This window comes from Paenibacillus polymyxa M1 (assembly GCF_000237325.1).
Lineage (GTDB): Bacteria > Bacillota > Bacilli > Paenibacillales > Paenibacillaceae > Paenibacillus > Paenibacillus polymyxa_C.
This window is the reverse complement of record NC_017542.1, coordinates 4,540,494-4,558,493: the sequence shown is the minus strand read 5'-3', so window position 1 is coordinate 4,558,493 and position 18,000 is coordinate 4,540,494. Positions and strand designations below refer to the sequence as shown.

Here is an 18,000-nt window from a genome sequence, read left to right as displayed (position 1 = left end):
ATGTTACATACTTATGTATTCGGCAAAAGCACGAAAAGCAAACAGTCCTATAATGTAAGGAAAATATGAATTTAAAGGAAGAAGGTTGCATCTTTGCGAATGATTTTATTATCCGGAGGTTCGGGTAAACGACTATGGCCCTTATCCAATGTGAACCGCCCCAAGCAGTTTCTTTCCATCCTACGTCATGACGAGCGACCGGAAAGTATGCTGCAACGGATATGGAGACAGTTAGATGAAGCTGATTTGGCAGATCAAGCTTATTTTTCTACGAGTGGAACTCAGATCGAACTGATTCAGGGGCAAATTGGCGGAGACGCTGTGGTGATTGAGGAGCCGACTCAGCGGGATACCTTTCCGGCTATTTCCCTGGCTACGGCTTACTTGCATGATGTTGCAGGCGCATCACGCGACGAAATCGTAGGGGTCATGCCGGTGGATGGCTATGCGGGGGATGAATTTTTCGAGCATCTGCGCAGGCTTCCTTCGATATTAGAGCAATCAGGAAGCCATATCGCATTGATGGGGGCTGTTCCAACTGAGCCCTCGGACAAATATGGATATATTGTGCCTTCATCTCCTTTGTCTGACCAGGAATACTATAGAGTGAGTTCATTTGTAGAAAAGCCTGATCTGATTCGCTCCGAAGTATTGATCCGTGAAGGAGCGTTATGGAATTGCGGAGTGTTTGCTTTTAGAATCGGATTTTTATTGGATGTGCTGACGCAAATGGGTTTACCAGCCGATTATGAAACACTTTCGACAAATTACGCAGACTTGCCTAAAACCAGCTTTGATATTGCGGTAGTAGAACACACTCGTAAGCTCTCCGTGCTCCCATATCATGGAGAATGGAGAGATTTAGGAACATGGGATTCGTTGGTGCGGGAAGTGAGTTCAAAGCTGAGCGGTCCCGGATATATTTCAGAAGCATCACATGACTCGCATATCATCAATGAACTGGAGATTCCGGTCAGCATCTGGAATGTCCCAGACATTATTGTCGTTGCTGGACCGGATGGCGTGTTGGTTACGGATCGACAATCATCAACAGGAATTAAGGATATGGTGGCAGAAATTGAAATTGGGCCGCGTTTTGAGGAGCGCTTTTGGGGTAAGCAAACGGTCTTATCCCATCAACAAGCAGCAAGCGGGTTACAAACGGTCACCAAACGGGTTGTCATTTCGAAGGGGAGATTTATCAGCTATCATGAGCATCAGTTTCGAAAAGAGGTTTGGACCATCGTTTCAGGAACCGGAAGCGTCTGTATCAATGGGATGACACAGACCGTCAGCCCCGGTATGGTCATCGTTGTAGAACCTGGTACCAAGCATTTTATAGGAGCCGTAGAGGGAGATTTGGAATTCATTGAGTCACAAATCGGACATATCGTATCCGAAACGGATATTATCCGATATGAATTTCCCGATTGGATTGATGCTCGTACTGTATAAAGGTGCCTGTAATATAGGAACGAACGGGTAAGAACGAGGTTCATCTGAAGCCAGTGAAGAGCGCTAGGAACTATTTTTTAATCAAGCTTGATGGCTGGAAATGCTCAATAAAAAGGTATTCATGCGTTGTTCGCTTGAATACCTTTTTTGCATGAACAACTCGTATTGTTCTTAATGAATTGGATAGGAAAGAGGCTTATTAAATGAGTTTTTTGAAGGTTAGCCACTCTTTTACGGCATCTGTACTGAGGTCTCTTTTCGGCATCCATTCTATTTTATCCACCAGCTTGCCGTTTCTGAATTCTGCAATCGTGGGGGTGTATTTTACGTTGTAATCTGCTTTGAATTTATTCCATTGGGCTTTGTCCTTATGAATTTTGTGAACGTTCAAAAACGTAATTTTGGAGCCCAGATCATACTGTTCGATCATCTTGTTAAAGTTAGGCTCAAATCGGTTGCAGTCGCCACAACTGGGTCTGCCAACATAAACAAATACACTTTGATCCTGCTGAATGAATTGTTTAAAACCATCAATTGTAACCGCATTCAAGTGGTCATATATTTCGGGGTAATTGCTTTTGCTCGCTTGGATCTCTTTATCTTTCTGCTGAACTACCTGCTCTAGGTCTTGAAATTTAACTACAGCTGAAATAGCGATACCAATGATAAGCAACACAATGACACTTAACCCGGCGATATATCCTTTTTTCACAGAAATCCTCCTTTTTTTACAATCTCAAACTTACAATATATGATATTTCCATTTTTCGCTGTAACACTTGTCTCATGATGTATAAAAAAGAAGCTTTCCATTAGGAAAGCTTCTTTTAGTCTGAAAGTTAAACGTTAGACTACAACAGTCAATAAGTAATCCTCACGTTTCACTTCAGTTTCCATGGTGTTCAGTACATCCAGGTATTGAGCGGAATTGGTTACGATGATCGGCGTAGTCGTTGTATAGCCTGCCGCCTTAATTTGTTCGATATCAAATTCAAGCAACAACTGCCCTTGCTTCACCACATCACCCTCTTTGACGCGCTTGTCAAAGAATTGTCCTTTCAGCTTCACCGTATTAACACCAACGTGAATCAGAATTTCTGCTCCGTCATTGGAAGTAATACCGATGGCATGTCCGGTCGGGAATACGGTCGTAATCGTTCCGTTAACCGGAGATGTCAGCACACCCTCTGTAGGATCGATCAAGATTCCTTTCCCCATAGCGCCTGAAGCAAAAGCAACATCAGAAGATTGTTCCAATGGCAGCACTTTACCTTGCAACGGACTTACGAGGATTTCCTTTTCGATTGTTACTTCTTTTTTTACGGGTGCTGTTTCTGTTTTTACAGCTTCTTCTTTTGGATCATCAAAGCCCAAAATCATAACCAATACAACTGCGAGTACAAAGGCAACAAGTAAGCCGAGGACAACCCACAAGAATCCAGCTCCAAAATAAGTTGGAAGCGCCAGTAAACTAGGCAGGGAGAAGGATTTTGCAGTCGCTCCACCGGAAGCGATAATCGCGCCCCCAATACCACCAGAAATACAAGCATAAATGAACGGCTTTTTCAATTTCAAAGTTACACCATAAATCGTAGGTTCAGTAATCCCGAATACAGCTGCCAGTGTAGAGGAACCAGCCAAAGCCTTCATTTGAGTATTTCGTGATTTCAGGAATACCCCCAGTGTTGCACCAGCTTGAGAAAGTACGGCTGCTGTAAGTATTGGAAGCATCGTGTCATAACCCAATGTTTGAATATTGGACAGCATAATAGGAACGAAGCCCCAGTGTACGCCGAAAATAACAAATACTTGCCAGAACGCCCCGGCAACAGCCCCGGCAATCAATGGGCTTAAATTGTATACCCATGTAAAACCGTTCGCCAAGCCTTGACTAATCAGGTTACCGACTGGACCAAAGGCCAAAAACGTCAATGGAACAACGACCAGCAGTGATAGCATAGGTACGATAATGTTTTTAACTGATTGATGAACAAAGGAATTAAACCAGCGTTCCACATAGGATTGTACCCATACCGCGAGAATAATTGGGATTACACTGGAACTGTATTTTATCAGAATGATTGGAATCCCGAGAAAAGCCAGTTTTGCCGGATTGTCCACCGCTGCAATAACATCCGGGTACACGAGTGCTCCAGCAACTGCGACTGATACAAAGGCATTGGTCTTAAATTTACGGGACGATGTAATAGCTAGGAATATAGGCAAGAAATAAAATACGCTGTCCGAAGCGGCATTCAGAATGAGATACGTACCGCTTGCAGTATCAATCCAATGGAGCGACGCAATTAAGGCCATAATCCCTTTGAGCAAACCTGCTCCGGCAAGAGCACCCAAGAGAGGGGAGAAAATGCTGGAAATGATATCGACCGCTTTGCCGAGAAAATTCGTTTTTTCGGAAGATTCTTCTTTTTTCGCATTTGGATTATCCGCATCCTGCAGATTTGTTTCTGCCATCATATGCTCAAAGACTTGGCCTACATTGTTACCGATGACCACTTGGAACTGTCCGCTGCTTTCCACCACTGTAATGACACCAGGCGTAGCTTCCAGTGCAGCTTTGTCCGCTTTTGTGCGATCCTTTAATTTAAATCTCAAGCGTGTAGCGCAATGAAATACCGAATTGACATTCTCTTCGCCGCCAACGAGAGTCACTATTTTTTTGGATAGCTCTTTATCACTCATGTTCAGAACTCCTTAAGTGTTATTCTTGCTACTGATAGGATTTACCGTTTACAGCTGTTGCTAAGATGCGCCGGCGTGCATCTTTATAACCTTGTAAACAAGAAAAACCTAAACTCGTGGTGAAAACGACGCACTCCTTCTATGAGGGAACGTTGATTTCACCATCAGTTTAGGTTTTGCCTGCCTTACCAGTCACAATCCATGAACGATGAGGATATGAAATTTTTAGCCTGATATGTTATTACGCTCAGTTACCCGATGAATGTGAATCGTTAGATATACATATTCATCTTTGCTTAAATATTGATCATATGTTTTTTCTAGATATTCATTAATTTTTTGGGTACAAGCAAAAGCTTCGGTATAGGTTTGCTTTACCTGGTTGTACAAAAATTCTTCACCACTGTGAATAACCTCTTTGCGAATCACTCGCATTGCAAAATATTGCAAATGGGTCAAAAATCTCGAATAGCTAAAAGAAGACTCATCCAGCACAATCCCATAATGATACGTAATAATGTTCAATATGTGTTGGACAATCTCGGTCATTTTCAGTGTAGCCTTCATCTCGTTACCGTCGATCCGTGCATTCACCATATGCAATGCAATAAATCCCGCTTCGTCTTCGCCCAATTTTACACCGAGCGTATTTTCTATTTTTTGCAGAGCATCCAGTCCAACTGCAAATTCTTTTTTGTAAAAGCGTTTAATTTCATACAGCATCGCGTTTTTGAGTGCTAATCCTTTTTCTTCCCGCTGTATGGCAAAATGAATATGGTCGGTCAATGTTAAATAAATGTTATCACTTAACTCCGTATCCAGCACTTCTGCTGCATGGGTCACGATTTCATTCACGACCTCCAGATGAGACACGGGAATATCGTTCAGCAGCTCAGTTAGTCTGGCCGTGAACTCGTTTTCATTTAACATGAAAATCTTATCTATTTTATGATCATCGACTGGGTCGCCAGCCACCTTTTTGAAGGAAATACCTCTTCCCATGACGATGACCTCTTTGCCTTTATCGTTTTTAGTCAACAGGACGTTGTTATTGAGCACCTTCTCAATAATCATTGAAGTTCCCCCCTCCCATCCTTTACCAATAAAAAATGCCCAAGCACAATTCAATACTATTGTTAGCAATAGCACTCAATTGAACTCAGGCATTGCCCGCATCACCGGTCACAATCCTTCGATATAGTGCTATTGTAGCACAAAAAAAAGCGATTTCAACATATTTTATTCTCTTTCGACAAAAAATATTTTATATTAAGGCCCATTTGCCTAGTTTGCGAGCCAACTGTGCTCTTAAGTGGTTGTACGCTCAATGAGGCTGTACTCCAGTGAATGAAGCTCCATCTGGCGTCCAATCAGCTGAGGAGAAAGCATGAAAAAAGCATTTTGTGCCTGAGCCATTATGGGATTTTGAACCGTTGTAATTCCCATCGTGTGCGCCAGCTCCGTGTTATCAAACCCAATAATCGCCAGATCTTCTGGTACCTTCAGCAATTGTCTGCGCGCTTCGCAGAGAATGCCCACTGCTACATAATCGTTTGCACACAAAATAGCCTCCGGAAATTCCTCACGATGCTGTAATAAATTGCGCACAACCTGTTCGCCGTCACGAATGTTATAAATAGAAGAATAGTTCCAGTGCTGCAACACTGGCAGATTGTGTTCACTCATGATCTGCTCATAAGCACGTTGTCTGCTGTGAGTATTGATGCTGCTTGGACGACCAAAAGCATTGGCTATACGTGTATAGCCTTTTTGTATCAAATGTTTGAGCGCTAACATATATCCTTCATACTGATCCATTGCGACGGAGCGAATATCGGTATGCTCCATTCGTTGCCATGCCACGATCGGTCCATATTTGCAATAAGTACTCAAAAAATCAGTGTCATTCACGCAGGAAATGATGACCAGCGCATCGACTCTTTTTCTTTTTAAATCCTCGAATGCTTGAAGCTCTTTCTTTTTGTCTTCTCCCGAAGTATAAATAATGGTTTGAAATTCATATTGTCCTGCGATTTCTACAAAGCTGTCCAGAAATGCCAGAACAATTTCATTAATAGTTGATGTGATGATACCAATCTGAAGCGTTTGGCCCTTGGATAAAGAAATCGCATTCCGATTAGGAACATAATCTAATTCCTGCATGATTTTTAAAATTTTAGTTCTGGTTTCGTGGCTTACATGGGGGGACTGATTTAACACTCTGGATACCGTAGCTTTGGAAAAGCCCGCCAGTTTTGCAATTTGATCAAGATTCGACATGATGCTTCTCCTCACCTAAGAAAAAAATACTTGACATGAAACGCGTTACAACAATTAGGATGCTTATGAGGGCATTACGTCTATTTTAAAGCATCTATCGGTGCATTTCAAAGGATAACGGTCACCGTTAGTTATTGATTCGCATTGCAGCACCTGATGGGTTATTGACTAGAGTGAAAACATTAGATAAGAAAAGAGGTTTTCATACCATGACGAAGACGCTAAAAGGATTCCCGCAAAACTTCCTATGGGGCGGGGCAACTGCAGCCAACCAATTGGAAGGTGCTTTTGACGTAGATGGAAAAGGCCTGTCCAGCGCAGACATGATAGCCTATGTACCTAAGGCAGAACGTAAAAACGATCATGCTATAGAAATTTCGTCTGAACGACTGGAGGACATCTTGGCAGGGAAGGTAAACGCCCGTTTTCCAAAGCGTGAAGGAGTGGACTTCTACCACCGCTACAAAGAAGATATTGCTTTGTTTGCAGAAATGGGCTTTAAAGTATTCCGGATGTCCATCCACTGGTCGCGGATTTTCCCGAATGGATATGATGCCGAGCCGAATGAAGCAGGATTGCAATTTTACGACAATGTATTCGATGAGCTGCGCAAGTATGGAATTGAGCCGTTGGTAACATTGTCACATTATGAAACACCGCTAGGTCTGACACAGAAGTATAATGGCTGGTTGGGACGCGAAGTCGTAGATCATTACGTAAAATATGCCGAAACGGTATTTACACGCTATAAGGATAAAGTAAAATACTGGCTGACCTTTAACGAAATCAATGTCATGACCATGAGTCCGTTTACTGGCGGCGGTGTGGTTATTGACCGTGTAGAAAACAAACAACAAGCGATATATCAAGCATTGCACCATCAATTTGTAGCAAGTGCACTGGCGACCAAACGGGGACATGAGATCATTCCGGGTGCTCAGATCGGCTGTATGCTGGCTCGCATTGAAAGCTACCCACATACGTGTAACCCAGAGGATATTCTGAAAGCACAGCATGAAAATCAAATGAACCTGTTCTTTACGGATGTGCATGCTCGTGGGGAGTATCCCAACTATATGAACCGCTATTTTGAAGAAAATAATATTGTGATCCAGACAGAACCCGGCGATGCTGAAATTTTGAAAAATAATACGGTTGATTTTATCTCATTTAGCTACTACATGACCTTGACCGTATCGGCAGGTCCAGAAGGAGAAAAGGCAGCAGGGAACCTGATTGGCGGTGTGAAAAATCCGTATTTGCAATCCTCCGATTGGGGATGGCAGATTGATCCGATCGGCCTGCGTGTTACACTAAATACGTTTTATGACCGTTACCAAAAGCCGCTGTTCATCGTGGAAAATGGCCTGGGTGCGTACGATAAGGTAGAAGAGGACGGCTCTGTGCATGACACGTATCGCATTGATTACTTGCGTCAGCATATTGCCCAAATGAAGGAAGCCATTGCTGACGGTGTTGATCTGATTGGTTACACCAGCTGGGGTCCTATCGACCTTGTGAGCATGTCTACTTCCGAAATGTCCAAGCGCTACGGATTTATTTACGTTGATCTGGATGATGACGGTAACGGAACGCTCCAACGCTCCAAAAAGGACTCATTTAACTGGTATAAAAATGTGATAGCAACCAATGGTGAAGAATTGTAATTCTATATCGTTTTGGCGGGTACAGCAGAGAAAATCCTTAGGATGCAATCTGCTGTACCCGCTTTTTGTATAGACACCCTATTGATTTGTCAGAGGGCTTCACAAATTTTTCACTTGTAATACGCTGAAAGTTTTCTGTATAATAAATAAAAATTTCATATGTCTGGTTGATGTTTGCGGGAGATGGAACGAAAGTTCCGACCGAAGGGGCAAAACTCTCAGGTGCTTAAGCTGATTTACAGCAACAAGCAGGGACCGTAAACGGACAGAACTCTGGAGAGACCCTTAATTGGGCGCCGAAGGTGCACCGCAGATTATCATCTGCTTAAACTCTCAGGCAAAAGGACAGAGACGCGAATAACCTGTGACAGGGAATACTCTAGGCTTTTTAGAGATAAAATCCTGTACAAATTGGTTTATTTTTCGTGCCTTTAACCTCTCCAGGAGTCGAATCAACGGATTTGACTCTTTTTTGTTTTTTAATATGCTGGAGGAGCGGGTTGAAATGAATTTGGTACATTTATTAGAAACAATTGACAGTTGGATGTGGGGAGCGCCGCTTCTAATTCTCGTCATGGGCACTGGGTTGTGGCTAACGATCCGTCTGAAGATGCTTCAGATTATTCGATTGCCCTTAGCGCTCAAGCTAATTGGTAAAGCGCCGGACGAAGGCAGCGGGGATGTCAGTAGCTTTGGAGCATTGAGTACGGCACTCGCAGCTACTGTAGGTACGGGAAGTATCGTCGGTGTCGCAACAGCGATCAAACTGGGTGGGCCCGGTTCATTATTCTGGATGCTGGTTGCAGCTTTTTTCGGGATGGCAACCAAATATGCGGAAGGGCTATTATCCGTTAAATACCGTGTTAAAGACCGGAACGGACAATTTTCGGGTGGACCGATGTATTATATTGAAAACGGGCTTGGCCGCCGTTTCAAGCCGCTGGCGATGTTGTTTGCCTTTTCTGGTATTCTTGTAGCACTATTTGGAATCGGTACTTTTCCGCAAGTAAAGGCTATCGTTTCTTCTACGGAAAGTAGCTTTGGCGTGCCAACAGTAGTTACAGCAATCATTATTTCCGTGTTGACGGCTGTTGTTACGATTGGAGGACTCAAAAGTATCGCCAAGGTATCCACAAAGATTGTTCCATTCATGTCGGGGCTCTATATCGTGGTTTGTTTAATCGTACTCATTAAGTTTGCAGGAGAGCTTCCTCATGCGATCGCACTAGTATTACAAGGGGCTTTCTCGACAACATCTGCGACGGGTGGATTTGCCGGAGCCACGATTATGCTGGCGATGCGAAGCGGAGTTGCCAGAGGGATCTTTGCAAATGAAGCTGGTTTGGGAAGTGCGCCAATCGCAGCAGCAGCAGCTAAGACGAAATGGCCCGCAGAACAAGGACTAATATCCATGACGGGCGTTTTTATCGATACGATGATTATTTGTAATTTGACAGGATTTACATTGCTGGTTACGGGAATATGGAGTGGAAATGATGATGGAGGTCTGATGACTCAACATGCGTTTTCCAGTGCCTTTCCGGCTGGAGCAGAGCTCGTGACGATTAGCCTTATTTTATTTGCGTTCACAACGATACTTGGCTGGAACTACTACGGGGAACGCTGTGTTGAATATTTGCTTGGGGTCAAGTGGATTAAACCATACCGTTATCTGTTCATCATACTGGTTGCCGGAGGCGCGTTCATCAAGCTCGATGCCATCTGGCTGCTGGCAGATATTTTTAACGCAATGATGGCTTTTCCAAACCTGATTGCACTGCTCGGCTTGTCAGGCATTGTCGTTGCAGAAACCCGAACCTATATGAATTCTTTGTATCCTAATAAGAAAAAGGGCATTCTTGCAGGTGCCAATGTAGGGGCGGCTATCCAAGTAGAAGAAAAAGGACAAACGATCAATTCATAAATAATAAAAGGGAGTGCTCTCAGCCATCATAGGCTTGAGGACACTCCCTTTTAATTGTTATAAGACTGGTATTTACCGACATTTTATTTATTCTGAATAGCCATTAATTCATAATGTTTACAAATCTAAGGGTTATTACATGGAATCATAATCGTAATTTGAAAATTTGAATCCGTAATTGTTGTATTTAAATAACCACCGTACTTCTTTATTACTTGATGGATGTTAAGTAATCCATACCCATGTTTTTTTAAAGGGGGGGTGTATGTTTTGGTTGAGAATGCTGTATTGAGACAATTACTTTTTGAATTGCGAACATAAATCCATAGGGCAGAATTATCGGTTAAAATTTCCAAATGAATTGAATGCTCTTTCTTTCTAGGAAGCTGCCTTACAGCTTCAATAGCATTATCGAAAACATTACCTAAGACAATACATAGATCATGACTTCCAATACTAATGTTTGCAGGGTTAATATGGATTTGATGAAAGAAAGCTATCCCACTTTTATCAGCGATGCTGAAAGTGTGATTTACCAAGGCATCAATAACAAGATGTCCTGTTGTTATATGAAGTCGTGGTGATTCTATATTTTCTAGAGTTTGGTTAATGTGATTAACACCCTCTTCCGTCCTCTGTTCTTGTAGACAAGCACGGACAAATATTAACTGTTTTTTGAAATCATGAATACTTCGTTTGATATCACTAAGAGATCGAGTTGTTTCTTTATAATGTTTTTCTTGCATCAGCATTTGCTTTTGAAAAAAGCGTGAGAGGTTTGACTTTTCTATCAGCTTGTCCATTAGAAAGACAATAATTACGTTCATTCCAATAATACCGATTATTGACATTATAAGGAATTAATTATATTTCATTAAAGAAAATAAACTATAATGTATGAATAAGTTAAACGATGTTCCTATTAATATTACAAAATAATACATAATCCCTATATTGTATTTTCTTCCTTTTTTTAAATAATGAACGAATAGTACTATAATAAGTATGAAGTATAAAGAGGCGAAAAGTAAAAAAAGGTTAACTATTGGATTGGAAAAATCACTTTGCTTTGTTGTGCTAAACAAAAATAAAGAGTAATTAGAAAACGAGGTGACATTAATGTAAACGCAATGATTCAAAAAACTCACCCTTCCTGAAAACGAGAAATTATAAAACGAGCATACGCCTCACGAAGCGATTTAGCGTGAGAACGACCTACAGGAAATTCTTGTTGGTTTGACATAATAACAGAAGTAGTTGAAAACTTACGTATATGAACTAAATTCACAATTATTGACCTATGTATAAACACAAACGGATATTTTAATTGTTCATAAACCGCTTTCAACGTTCCGGAAATAAAATAGTTGTGTGAATCCGTTGCAATACAAAGTTCATTATGGATGTAATTGTTTTCACCTTTTGAGATGGCTATGATTTCAGAGTGTCTCAATACAAGATGCTCAGTTTTATTTTTCACAGATAGAAAGTGGGATACTGAAGAACGCATATAATGACATAGTTTATTTATCTTTTCTACAAAGAGTTTATAAGTAAGGGGTTTAAGTAAATATTGAAATGCTTGTACTTCAAAACTTTCTAGCATGTATTCTGGATAGTTAGTTAGAAATATGATTTGAACTTCTCGGTCAGGAAAAAGGCGAATAAGTTTTGCAGTTTCAATTCCCGATAATTCCCTCATTTCAATATCTAACAAGATAATATGAAAGGAGTATCGCTCTTGTGAACTATAAGATTTGATTAGATCTTCCCCCGATAAAAAGAATTGTAGATTAAAATCTAAGGATTCACTTACTGACATACACATGAAAAAGTGTTGTAAAATTTTATGCATTGCGGGATCATCGTCACAAACAGCAACTTGAAACAAATAGACCACCTCAAATATGTTATATAAATCCAGTATATTGTAAAAAAAGTCTATTCGAAGTGATGTTTTACATATGAAAATAATTACCATCAGGTTATGGAATTTTTGTTAGTAAAAGTTCAAATGCATACTTATACTGTGGAGAGGACGTAGCCCAGGCGAGGGAATGGATATGTTCTTTTTTATTGCTTAGAAACCTTATTTTCAGCCTTTATAAAAGTATTCAGCTAAAGCTCTACTGGTTCAGTTCGCGTTACAACAACGGAGGAACAAGCAGTTGCACGCTCCTAGTGCTTTTAATCTTTGCTGCGGTCTCAAGCAGTCTAATCCTTTATTTTCTTTGGACATATAAACAAAGAATTAACAAGTAACGTACTTTACCATTAAAGAAATATAGGTAACAAAAATGTTAATCTCACATGAAGCTGACATATTTGGTCGTTGAGATGGATTTTTTTGCATTTCAGGATACAAGCTTATTTTTTCTTTTTGCCTTATGCTACATTAAAAGCCGAGAAGTAAAAGCTATCTAGGGTGCACTGCAAGAATGAAATTTGCAACTCAAAATGAGCGTACATCTTATTTTTAAAACTTATGTGAATTTTGTCACTAATTAATAATCGATTCATAATTACATAAGGACCGTATCCATTCTAAGGAGGGCTAAAATGAAAGCTTCGCAATATAACTTTATTTTTAATGACATTATTGAAAATACCGATAAAACGGTACTTTATAATTCTCGAACAGGTGCATTGGCAGTTCTTGAACCGGAGTACTATAAACAGTTTTGCGAACTTACAAACAATGGATTGGCAATAAATAATGATACTTATCTTAAAAATCTTATCGAATGTGGCTATATCGTAGAAGATAATATGAATGAAAAAGCATATGTAAAGGTAAACCTCTTAAAAAATCGGTTTGAATCTTCTAATTTAATGCTAACAATTGCCCCTACAATGGCCTGCAATTTTCGATGTGTATACTGTTTTGAGAAAGACCAATATCATAACAAAACTATGAGTGAAGAAACAGCTCAAAGTATAGTCAATTTTGTTAAAACAAATGCTAGTAAACTTGACACTCTTAATGTTACATGGTATGGCGGTGAGCCCTTGATTGCAATGAAGCAGATAGTTAGGATATCGGAAGATTTTTTGGAAATATGTAAAGAAAACAATATACAATATACGGCCAGTGTCATTACAAACGGCTATCTTTTAAATAAAGAAAAAGTTCAAACGTTAATCTCATGTGGAGTAAATGATATTCAAGTCACTGTTGACGGTCCTAAAGAAGTACATGATCTTAGACGCCCTTTAGTAAGTGGAAGAGGGACATTTGATGTCATAATGAATAACCTCAAGCAAATTAAAGGGATGATTAAGATATTTATGAGAATAAATACTGACCAAGACAACTGGTTGAATTTACATGAAATCGTAGGATTCTTAAAGGAAAATTCTTTATTGGAAAATGTAATACCTTATCTAGGATTAGTTACGCCGACGAATGGAAAGTATGAGGGAACTAAGTGCTTGACAGACGAGATGTATTCAAAATTTAATTTAAAATTTATGTCGGAAAATGATATCCCAATTAGTTATATTTATCCTGCACCTAAAGGTAATTATTGTTCTGCGGATAAGTATAATAGTTTCGTTATTGATCCTCTTGGTCATTTATATAAATGTTGGAGCGATATTGGAATTATTGAGCAGTGTGTTGGAATTATAAATGAAGATACATCAGTGAAATGGAATACTGAGCTTCTTGGTTGTTATTTATTATATGATCCTACTGAAGATGAAAAATGTTCAGACTGTAAGTACTTACCTGTGTGTTTAGGAGGATGCCCTCACAATAGAATGGCAGACTTTAACATATGTGAGCAATATCGTTATAATTTGCAGGAGTATATTACCGAGTGCACGAAAGTATTACTGGCTGGACAATTAACGGAAAATAAGAAGGAGGTTTCTGAATCATGTTAATGCTAAAAAAAATGTGTATTGTTTTATGTGGTTTCTTACTTATGGGGATGCCATTAGGTTCTTCAAGTAATGCAGCTTCAAATGATGTTAAGAATATCAATCTAACGGCTATAAATTGTAATGTCACCGTTACAAAAACTTCAGCAAGTGATTTTAGTTATGAGTATAACAAATCCTTGTATACTGTCACTTCTACATTAAGTGGATATACAATTTACATCACAGTAAAGGGGAAAGGCTCAGTTAACGGCATTTCCGACAGAGTTAATATTTTAATTCCTGAAAAAAGTTATGAAAAAATAACGGTGGAAAGTACAAAGGCTGGAGTTTCACTTCCAGAGCTAAATACTAATCTTGATATCACAGGTGTAGATGGTTCCTCAATGTCAGTTCGTGTGCCTGTAGGATACTCAAAAGCCATTAATTATGACAATACAAAAGGTTCAGGTTCCTTAACTTTTAGTAAAGGAGCTTCCGATTACACGGTTACAGTTAAGACGACTGCAAGTGCATTAAGTGTTCCTGCGGGATGGCCATTGTTTAGACCAAACTTAACATATAACTATATAAATGGGGCAGGTAAAGCAAAAATAAATATCACGCTTGAAAACAGTGCATTTTCTATTGCAGCTCAAAAGTGATAAGTAGCATATAGTTTTTCAACTGTATGTTATTTATATAAATTAAAATTTAAGGAGGGAAAAACCATGGACGTATTAGTAAAAAGTGCTGTACAAGTAAGTGCACATTGTCCTTTCCACGGTTCAAGTGGCTGTACTCTTTCTTGTTCCTACAAGATGTAGCTTAAGAGAAGTAACATTACTTAGCGAGATGCTGTTTCAGCATCTCGCTAAGATTTACCTAATATGAAATATAGGTGATGAATATGATAGTCCTAGAATACTTGAAAAAATACCTTTCAAAAACGCGCAAGTATGTATTTTTTTACATTGCAGTTACTTCAGTATTGTGGATTATAGGAATTATTGTGCCTTACATCACAGGCATATATATTGATTATTTAGTATCAAAAAGTAATATAAGTATCATTTTATATTTTGTACTGTTACTGGGGATTATAAATATAGCAAACATTCTCATACAATATTTAACTGCTCTTTTCTCTACCAAATTGAATAATTTATTATTATACGAAATCTGCAATGATATCTATCAAAAGATATTTAAAACCAAACTGTCGGTCTTCAAAGATAAGGATAATGCATACTTAGTTGACCAAATTAATAATGATTCATCCACAGTAGTTGACTTTTTTTCAAATAATATTTCTAACTTAGTATTGCAAGTAATAACAATAATTGTCAGCGGTATTATTGTTTTAAAAGCTGATGTACTACTATGCGTTATAATTTTCTCGCTTATTCCATTTTATATATTTACATATGTGGTTTTTAGAAAAAAATTGTATAAAGCAAATTTGAAATACAAAAAAGAAGCAAATGAATACTACTCTAAAAAAGTCGAACAAATTAACAAATTGGTTTTTATAAAGAAGAATGTACTCTTTAATGAAATGAATGAGCGGTTAAATAAAGCATTTAATTCATTATTTAGAGTTGCGACTTCACAAGTGAAAACTAATTATATTTTCTCAAATCTAAATCAATTTATATTGATCATCTGCTATATATTTGTAATTGGAATTGGAGGTCATAAAGTTGTAATTGGCCAAATGAGTGTAGGGCAGTTCACTATAATTAACACCTACCTTTCAATGATCATCTCGTCAACCTCATATTTATTAAGTTTAGCAAGCTCATACCAAGAGACGAAAGTATCGATAGAACGGTTAAATGACATTATGAAATCTGAAAATGATATTTATGGTAGTGCAACACTTGTAGAATTAGAGAAAATAAGTATTAAAAAATTAGGTGTTAAATATTCTGGTGAAAGCGTATTTAGAGACTTTTCTTATGATTTTTCTAAGGGGGAAATTTACGGGATATGTGGCCATAATGGTTCAGGCAAAACAACATTACTTAATACTATGATAGGTCTATATAGTGATCTTTACACAGGAGAGATAGCTTTTAATAATTGCTCCATAAAAGATTTGGATATGCTTAATATGAGGCGTTTTAAAATTTCTTATGTAGAACAGAATCCGGAGTTTTTAAATCTACCAATAGAGGAATATTTAAGATTTGGAATTAATTTTTCGAAAGAGACTGCTAGTAACCAAAATGAGCTTATAAATGCCTTTGGTCTTGAAGGGATGATAACAAAATCTAACCTTGAAAATATATTAATAAATGAAAATGGGAGCAACTTTTCTGGTGGTGAAAAGCAAAAATTATCTTTGATTCGTGCATTAAGTAAAGATTCATTCTTAACGATTCTTGATGAGCCAACATCAGCCCTAGATTCAAAGAGTGTAAGTGGACTTGTAGAAATATTGACTAAGCAAAAGTCAAGAAAGATAACAATCGTGGTATCACATGACCAGAGACTATTAGCAGCATGTGACCATATCCTGAATATCGAAATCCAAAAGGAACGTGATGATATTGGATTCCACAGTTATGGAGTTCTTTAGAAACATCGAAAAACAGTATGGGAATTATTCTCGACTATTTAAGTTATTTCAGACAAAGAATAAATCCTATTTATATGATGTGGGCACAGGCAAAGTAATGGAATGTAATGAAATAGAGTATACATTTCTAAATAACTTACAATTGTACGGAGATATAGCGAAGGTAATAAATCCTATTAAAGTTAATGATGATACATTGACTATTCTAATTGACTTAATACATGTTGCGCATGAGCAGCATTTATTCCAAGCTCCTCCTCTTTTATCCTTTGCACTATCAGAAGATGAGGTTTTAAAAAATGCAAAAAGCCATCTAGAACAGGTTACACTGGAGTTGACCGAACAATGTAATATGGCATGTCACTATTGCATATATCATTCAGGAAACATAGACTTCAGAGAGTTTGGACGTAGACACATGTCTTGGCAAGTAGCAGAGTTAGCAATTGATTATACTTTAAAAAACTCAGGTAAAAAAGTCGCGGTAACTTTTTATGGTGGGGAGCCATTAATAGAATTTAAATTATTAAAGCATTGTGTAGCCTATGCTCTGGAAAATGGCGCTGGTAAAGATCTAACTTTTTCAATGACAACAAATTTAACCTTAATGACTGCTGAAATCGCAGAATATCTATCTACAATCCCTAACTTTGGAGTTGTATGTAGTATTGATGGTCCAAAGGAAATACATGATTGTAGAAGGGTATTTAAAAATGGCGCGGGCACTTACGACAAGGCAATTCATGGTCTTAAATATCTAATTAATGCTTATGGAGAAAAAAGTAATTCCCTTATATCGCTAAGCATGGTAACACCCAGACCAACTAATGATGCGGTAATGAAAAAAATTCAAAATTTCTTTAATTCTCTTTCGTGGGTACCTAAGGATATTACTAAAAATATTTCTTATGTGAGACACTCGTCTGACATAGAGAAAACGATTACTGAAGAAAACCCTATACATTGTTATGATAACCCTGTAGGGAACTGGACAACTGATCTGATGTTAAATAATACTTATACATCACAAAGTAACCCATTCACAATCGATTTTTTACACAAACAATTCTCAATAATACATGATAGGATTTTAACTGAAACTCCTTACCCGAATTATAATTTAAATGGCTGCTGTTCACCTGCGACAAGAAGAATCTATGTAACGGCAAATGGAGATTTTCATTTATGCGAACGCATAGGAAAATCACCTTCAGTTGGGAATGTTTACAGTGGTTTAGATGAAACTGTGTTAATTGATCGTTATATAGAGGACTATTGTAAGGAAAGCTTACCACAATGTTCTGAATGTTGGGCTATACGTCTATGTTCGGTATGTTACGTCGAATGTTACGATAGTGACAAATTTAATATTGAAAAAAAGAGAATGGCTTGTAGGCGTTCTTTAGATATGCTAGAACATGCATTGATAAGCTATCATACTATCTTGGAAAACAAACCACATTTATTAGAAGCATTAAATCATATTACTTTGGTGTAATCTATAAACAAAGTAGAGTTGAAGG

13 protein-coding genes and 1 riboswitch are annotated in these 18,000 nt (G+C 38.4%); of the genes, 7 read left to right on the top strand and 6 right to left on the bottom strand.

What is annotated here, in order from left to right; genetic code table 11:
- The first annotated feature begins 99 nt into the window (after positions 1-99).
- Entirely contained in the window at positions 100-1,455 is a 1,356-nt protein-coding gene (locus PPM_RS20495) for a sugar phosphate nucleotidyltransferase (protein ID WP_013372722.1), read from the top strand.
- A gap of 199 nt (positions 1,456-1,654) precedes the next feature.
- Here the strand turns inward: PPM_RS20495 and PPM_RS20490 are convergent, their stop codons facing one another.
- From PPM_RS20490 to PPM_RS20475, 4 genes are all read right to left on the bottom strand, one after another.
- Positions 1,655-2,167 (bottom strand): thioredoxin family protein, encoded by a 513-nt coding sequence (locus PPM_RS20490; RefSeq protein ID WP_013372721.1) that lies wholly within the window; start codon positions 2,165-2,167, stop codon positions 1,655-1,657.
- A 134-nt stretch (positions 2,168-2,301) separates the two neighbouring features.
- Positions 2,302-4,158: a beta-glucoside-specific PTS transporter subunit IIABC gene (locus PPM_RS20485; RefSeq protein WP_016324663.1), complete on the bottom strand. Its 1,857-nt coding sequence runs from the start codon at positions 4,156-4,158 to the stop codon at positions 2,302-2,304.
- A 225-nt stretch (positions 4,159-4,383) separates the two neighbouring features.
- Positions 4,384-5,232 carry a BglG family transcription antiterminator LicT gene (gene licT / locus PPM_RS20480; RefSeq protein ID WP_013372719.1) on the bottom strand — a complete coding sequence of 283 codons (849 nt, stop codon included), beginning with the start codon at positions 5,230-5,232 and terminating at the stop codon, positions 4,384-4,386.
- A gap of 234 nt (positions 5,233-5,466) precedes the next feature.
- Positions 5,467-6,438: a LacI family DNA-binding transcriptional regulator gene (locus tag PPM_RS20475; protein WP_013372718.1), complete on the bottom strand. Its 972-nt coding sequence runs from the start codon at positions 6,436-6,438 to the stop codon at positions 5,467-5,469.
- A gap of 209 nt (positions 6,439-6,647) precedes the next feature.
- On the opposite strand from PPM_RS20475, the gene PPM_RS20470 reads away from it, so the two are divergent.
- Both PPM_RS20470 and PPM_RS20465 read left to right on the top strand, forming a co-directional pair.
- Positions 6,648-8,105, top strand: coding sequence for a glycoside hydrolase family 1 protein (locus tag PPM_RS20470; protein WP_013372717.1), 1,458 nt, complete (start codon positions 6,648-6,650; stop codon positions 8,103-8,105).
- Positions 8,106-8,368: 263 nt separating this feature from the next.
- Positions 8,369-8,464: riboswitch (glycine riboswitch) on the top strand.
- 146 nt (positions 8,465-8,610) lie between these two features.
- Positions 8,611-10,029 (top strand): alanine/glycine:cation symporter family protein, encoded by a 1,419-nt coding sequence (locus PPM_RS20465; RefSeq protein WP_016324662.1) that lies wholly within the window; start codon positions 8,611-8,613, stop codon positions 10,027-10,029.
- Between the two features lie 125 nt (positions 10,030-10,154).
- Here PPM_RS20465 and PPM_RS20460 read toward each other — a convergent pair whose 3' ends face one another.
- Positions 10,155-10,856, bottom strand: a complete 702-nt coding sequence (locus tag PPM_RS20460) for a sensor histidine kinase (RefSeq protein WP_228392872.1) — start codon at positions 10,854-10,856, stop codon at positions 10,155-10,157.
- A 317-nt stretch (positions 10,857-11,173) separates the two neighbouring features.
- On the bottom strand, positions 11,174-11,929 hold the full coding sequence (locus tag PPM_RS20455) for a LytR/AlgR family response regulator transcription factor (RefSeq protein ID WP_228392871.1): 756 nt from the start codon (positions 11,927-11,929) through the stop codon (positions 11,174-11,176).
- Positions 11,930-12,588: 659 nt separating this feature from the next.
- Here PPM_RS20455 and PPM_RS20450 point away from each other — a divergent pair.
- The 4 genes from PPM_RS20450 to PPM_RS20435 all read left to right on the top strand — a co-directional run bounded on the left by PPM_RS20450 (position 12,589) and on the right by PPM_RS20435 (position 17,975).
- Positions 12,589-13,917 carry a radical SAM/SPASM domain-containing protein gene (locus PPM_RS20450; protein WP_013372712.1) on the top strand — a complete coding sequence of 443 codons (1,329 nt, stop codon included), beginning with the start codon at positions 12,589-12,591 and terminating at the stop codon, positions 13,915-13,917.
- Positions 13,911-14,558: a hypothetical protein gene (locus PPM_RS20445; protein ID WP_013372711.1), complete on the top strand. Its 648-nt coding sequence runs from the start codon at positions 13,911-13,913 to the stop codon at positions 14,556-14,558. The genes PPM_RS20450 and PPM_RS20445 overlap by 7 nt, the downstream gene beginning before the upstream one ends.
- Positions 14,559-14,803: 245 nt before the next feature.
- Positions 14,804-16,477, top strand: a complete 1,674-nt coding sequence (locus PPM_RS20440; protein WP_013372710.1) for an ATP-binding cassette domain-containing protein — start codon at positions 14,804-14,806, stop codon at positions 16,475-16,477.
- A complete protein-coding gene (locus PPM_RS20435) occupies positions 16,443-17,975 on the top strand; it encodes a radical SAM protein (protein WP_013372709.1) in 1,533 nt (510 codons plus the stop codon). The genes PPM_RS20440 and PPM_RS20435 overlap by 35 nt, the downstream gene beginning before the upstream one ends.
- Positions 17,976-18,000: the final 25 nt, after the last annotated feature.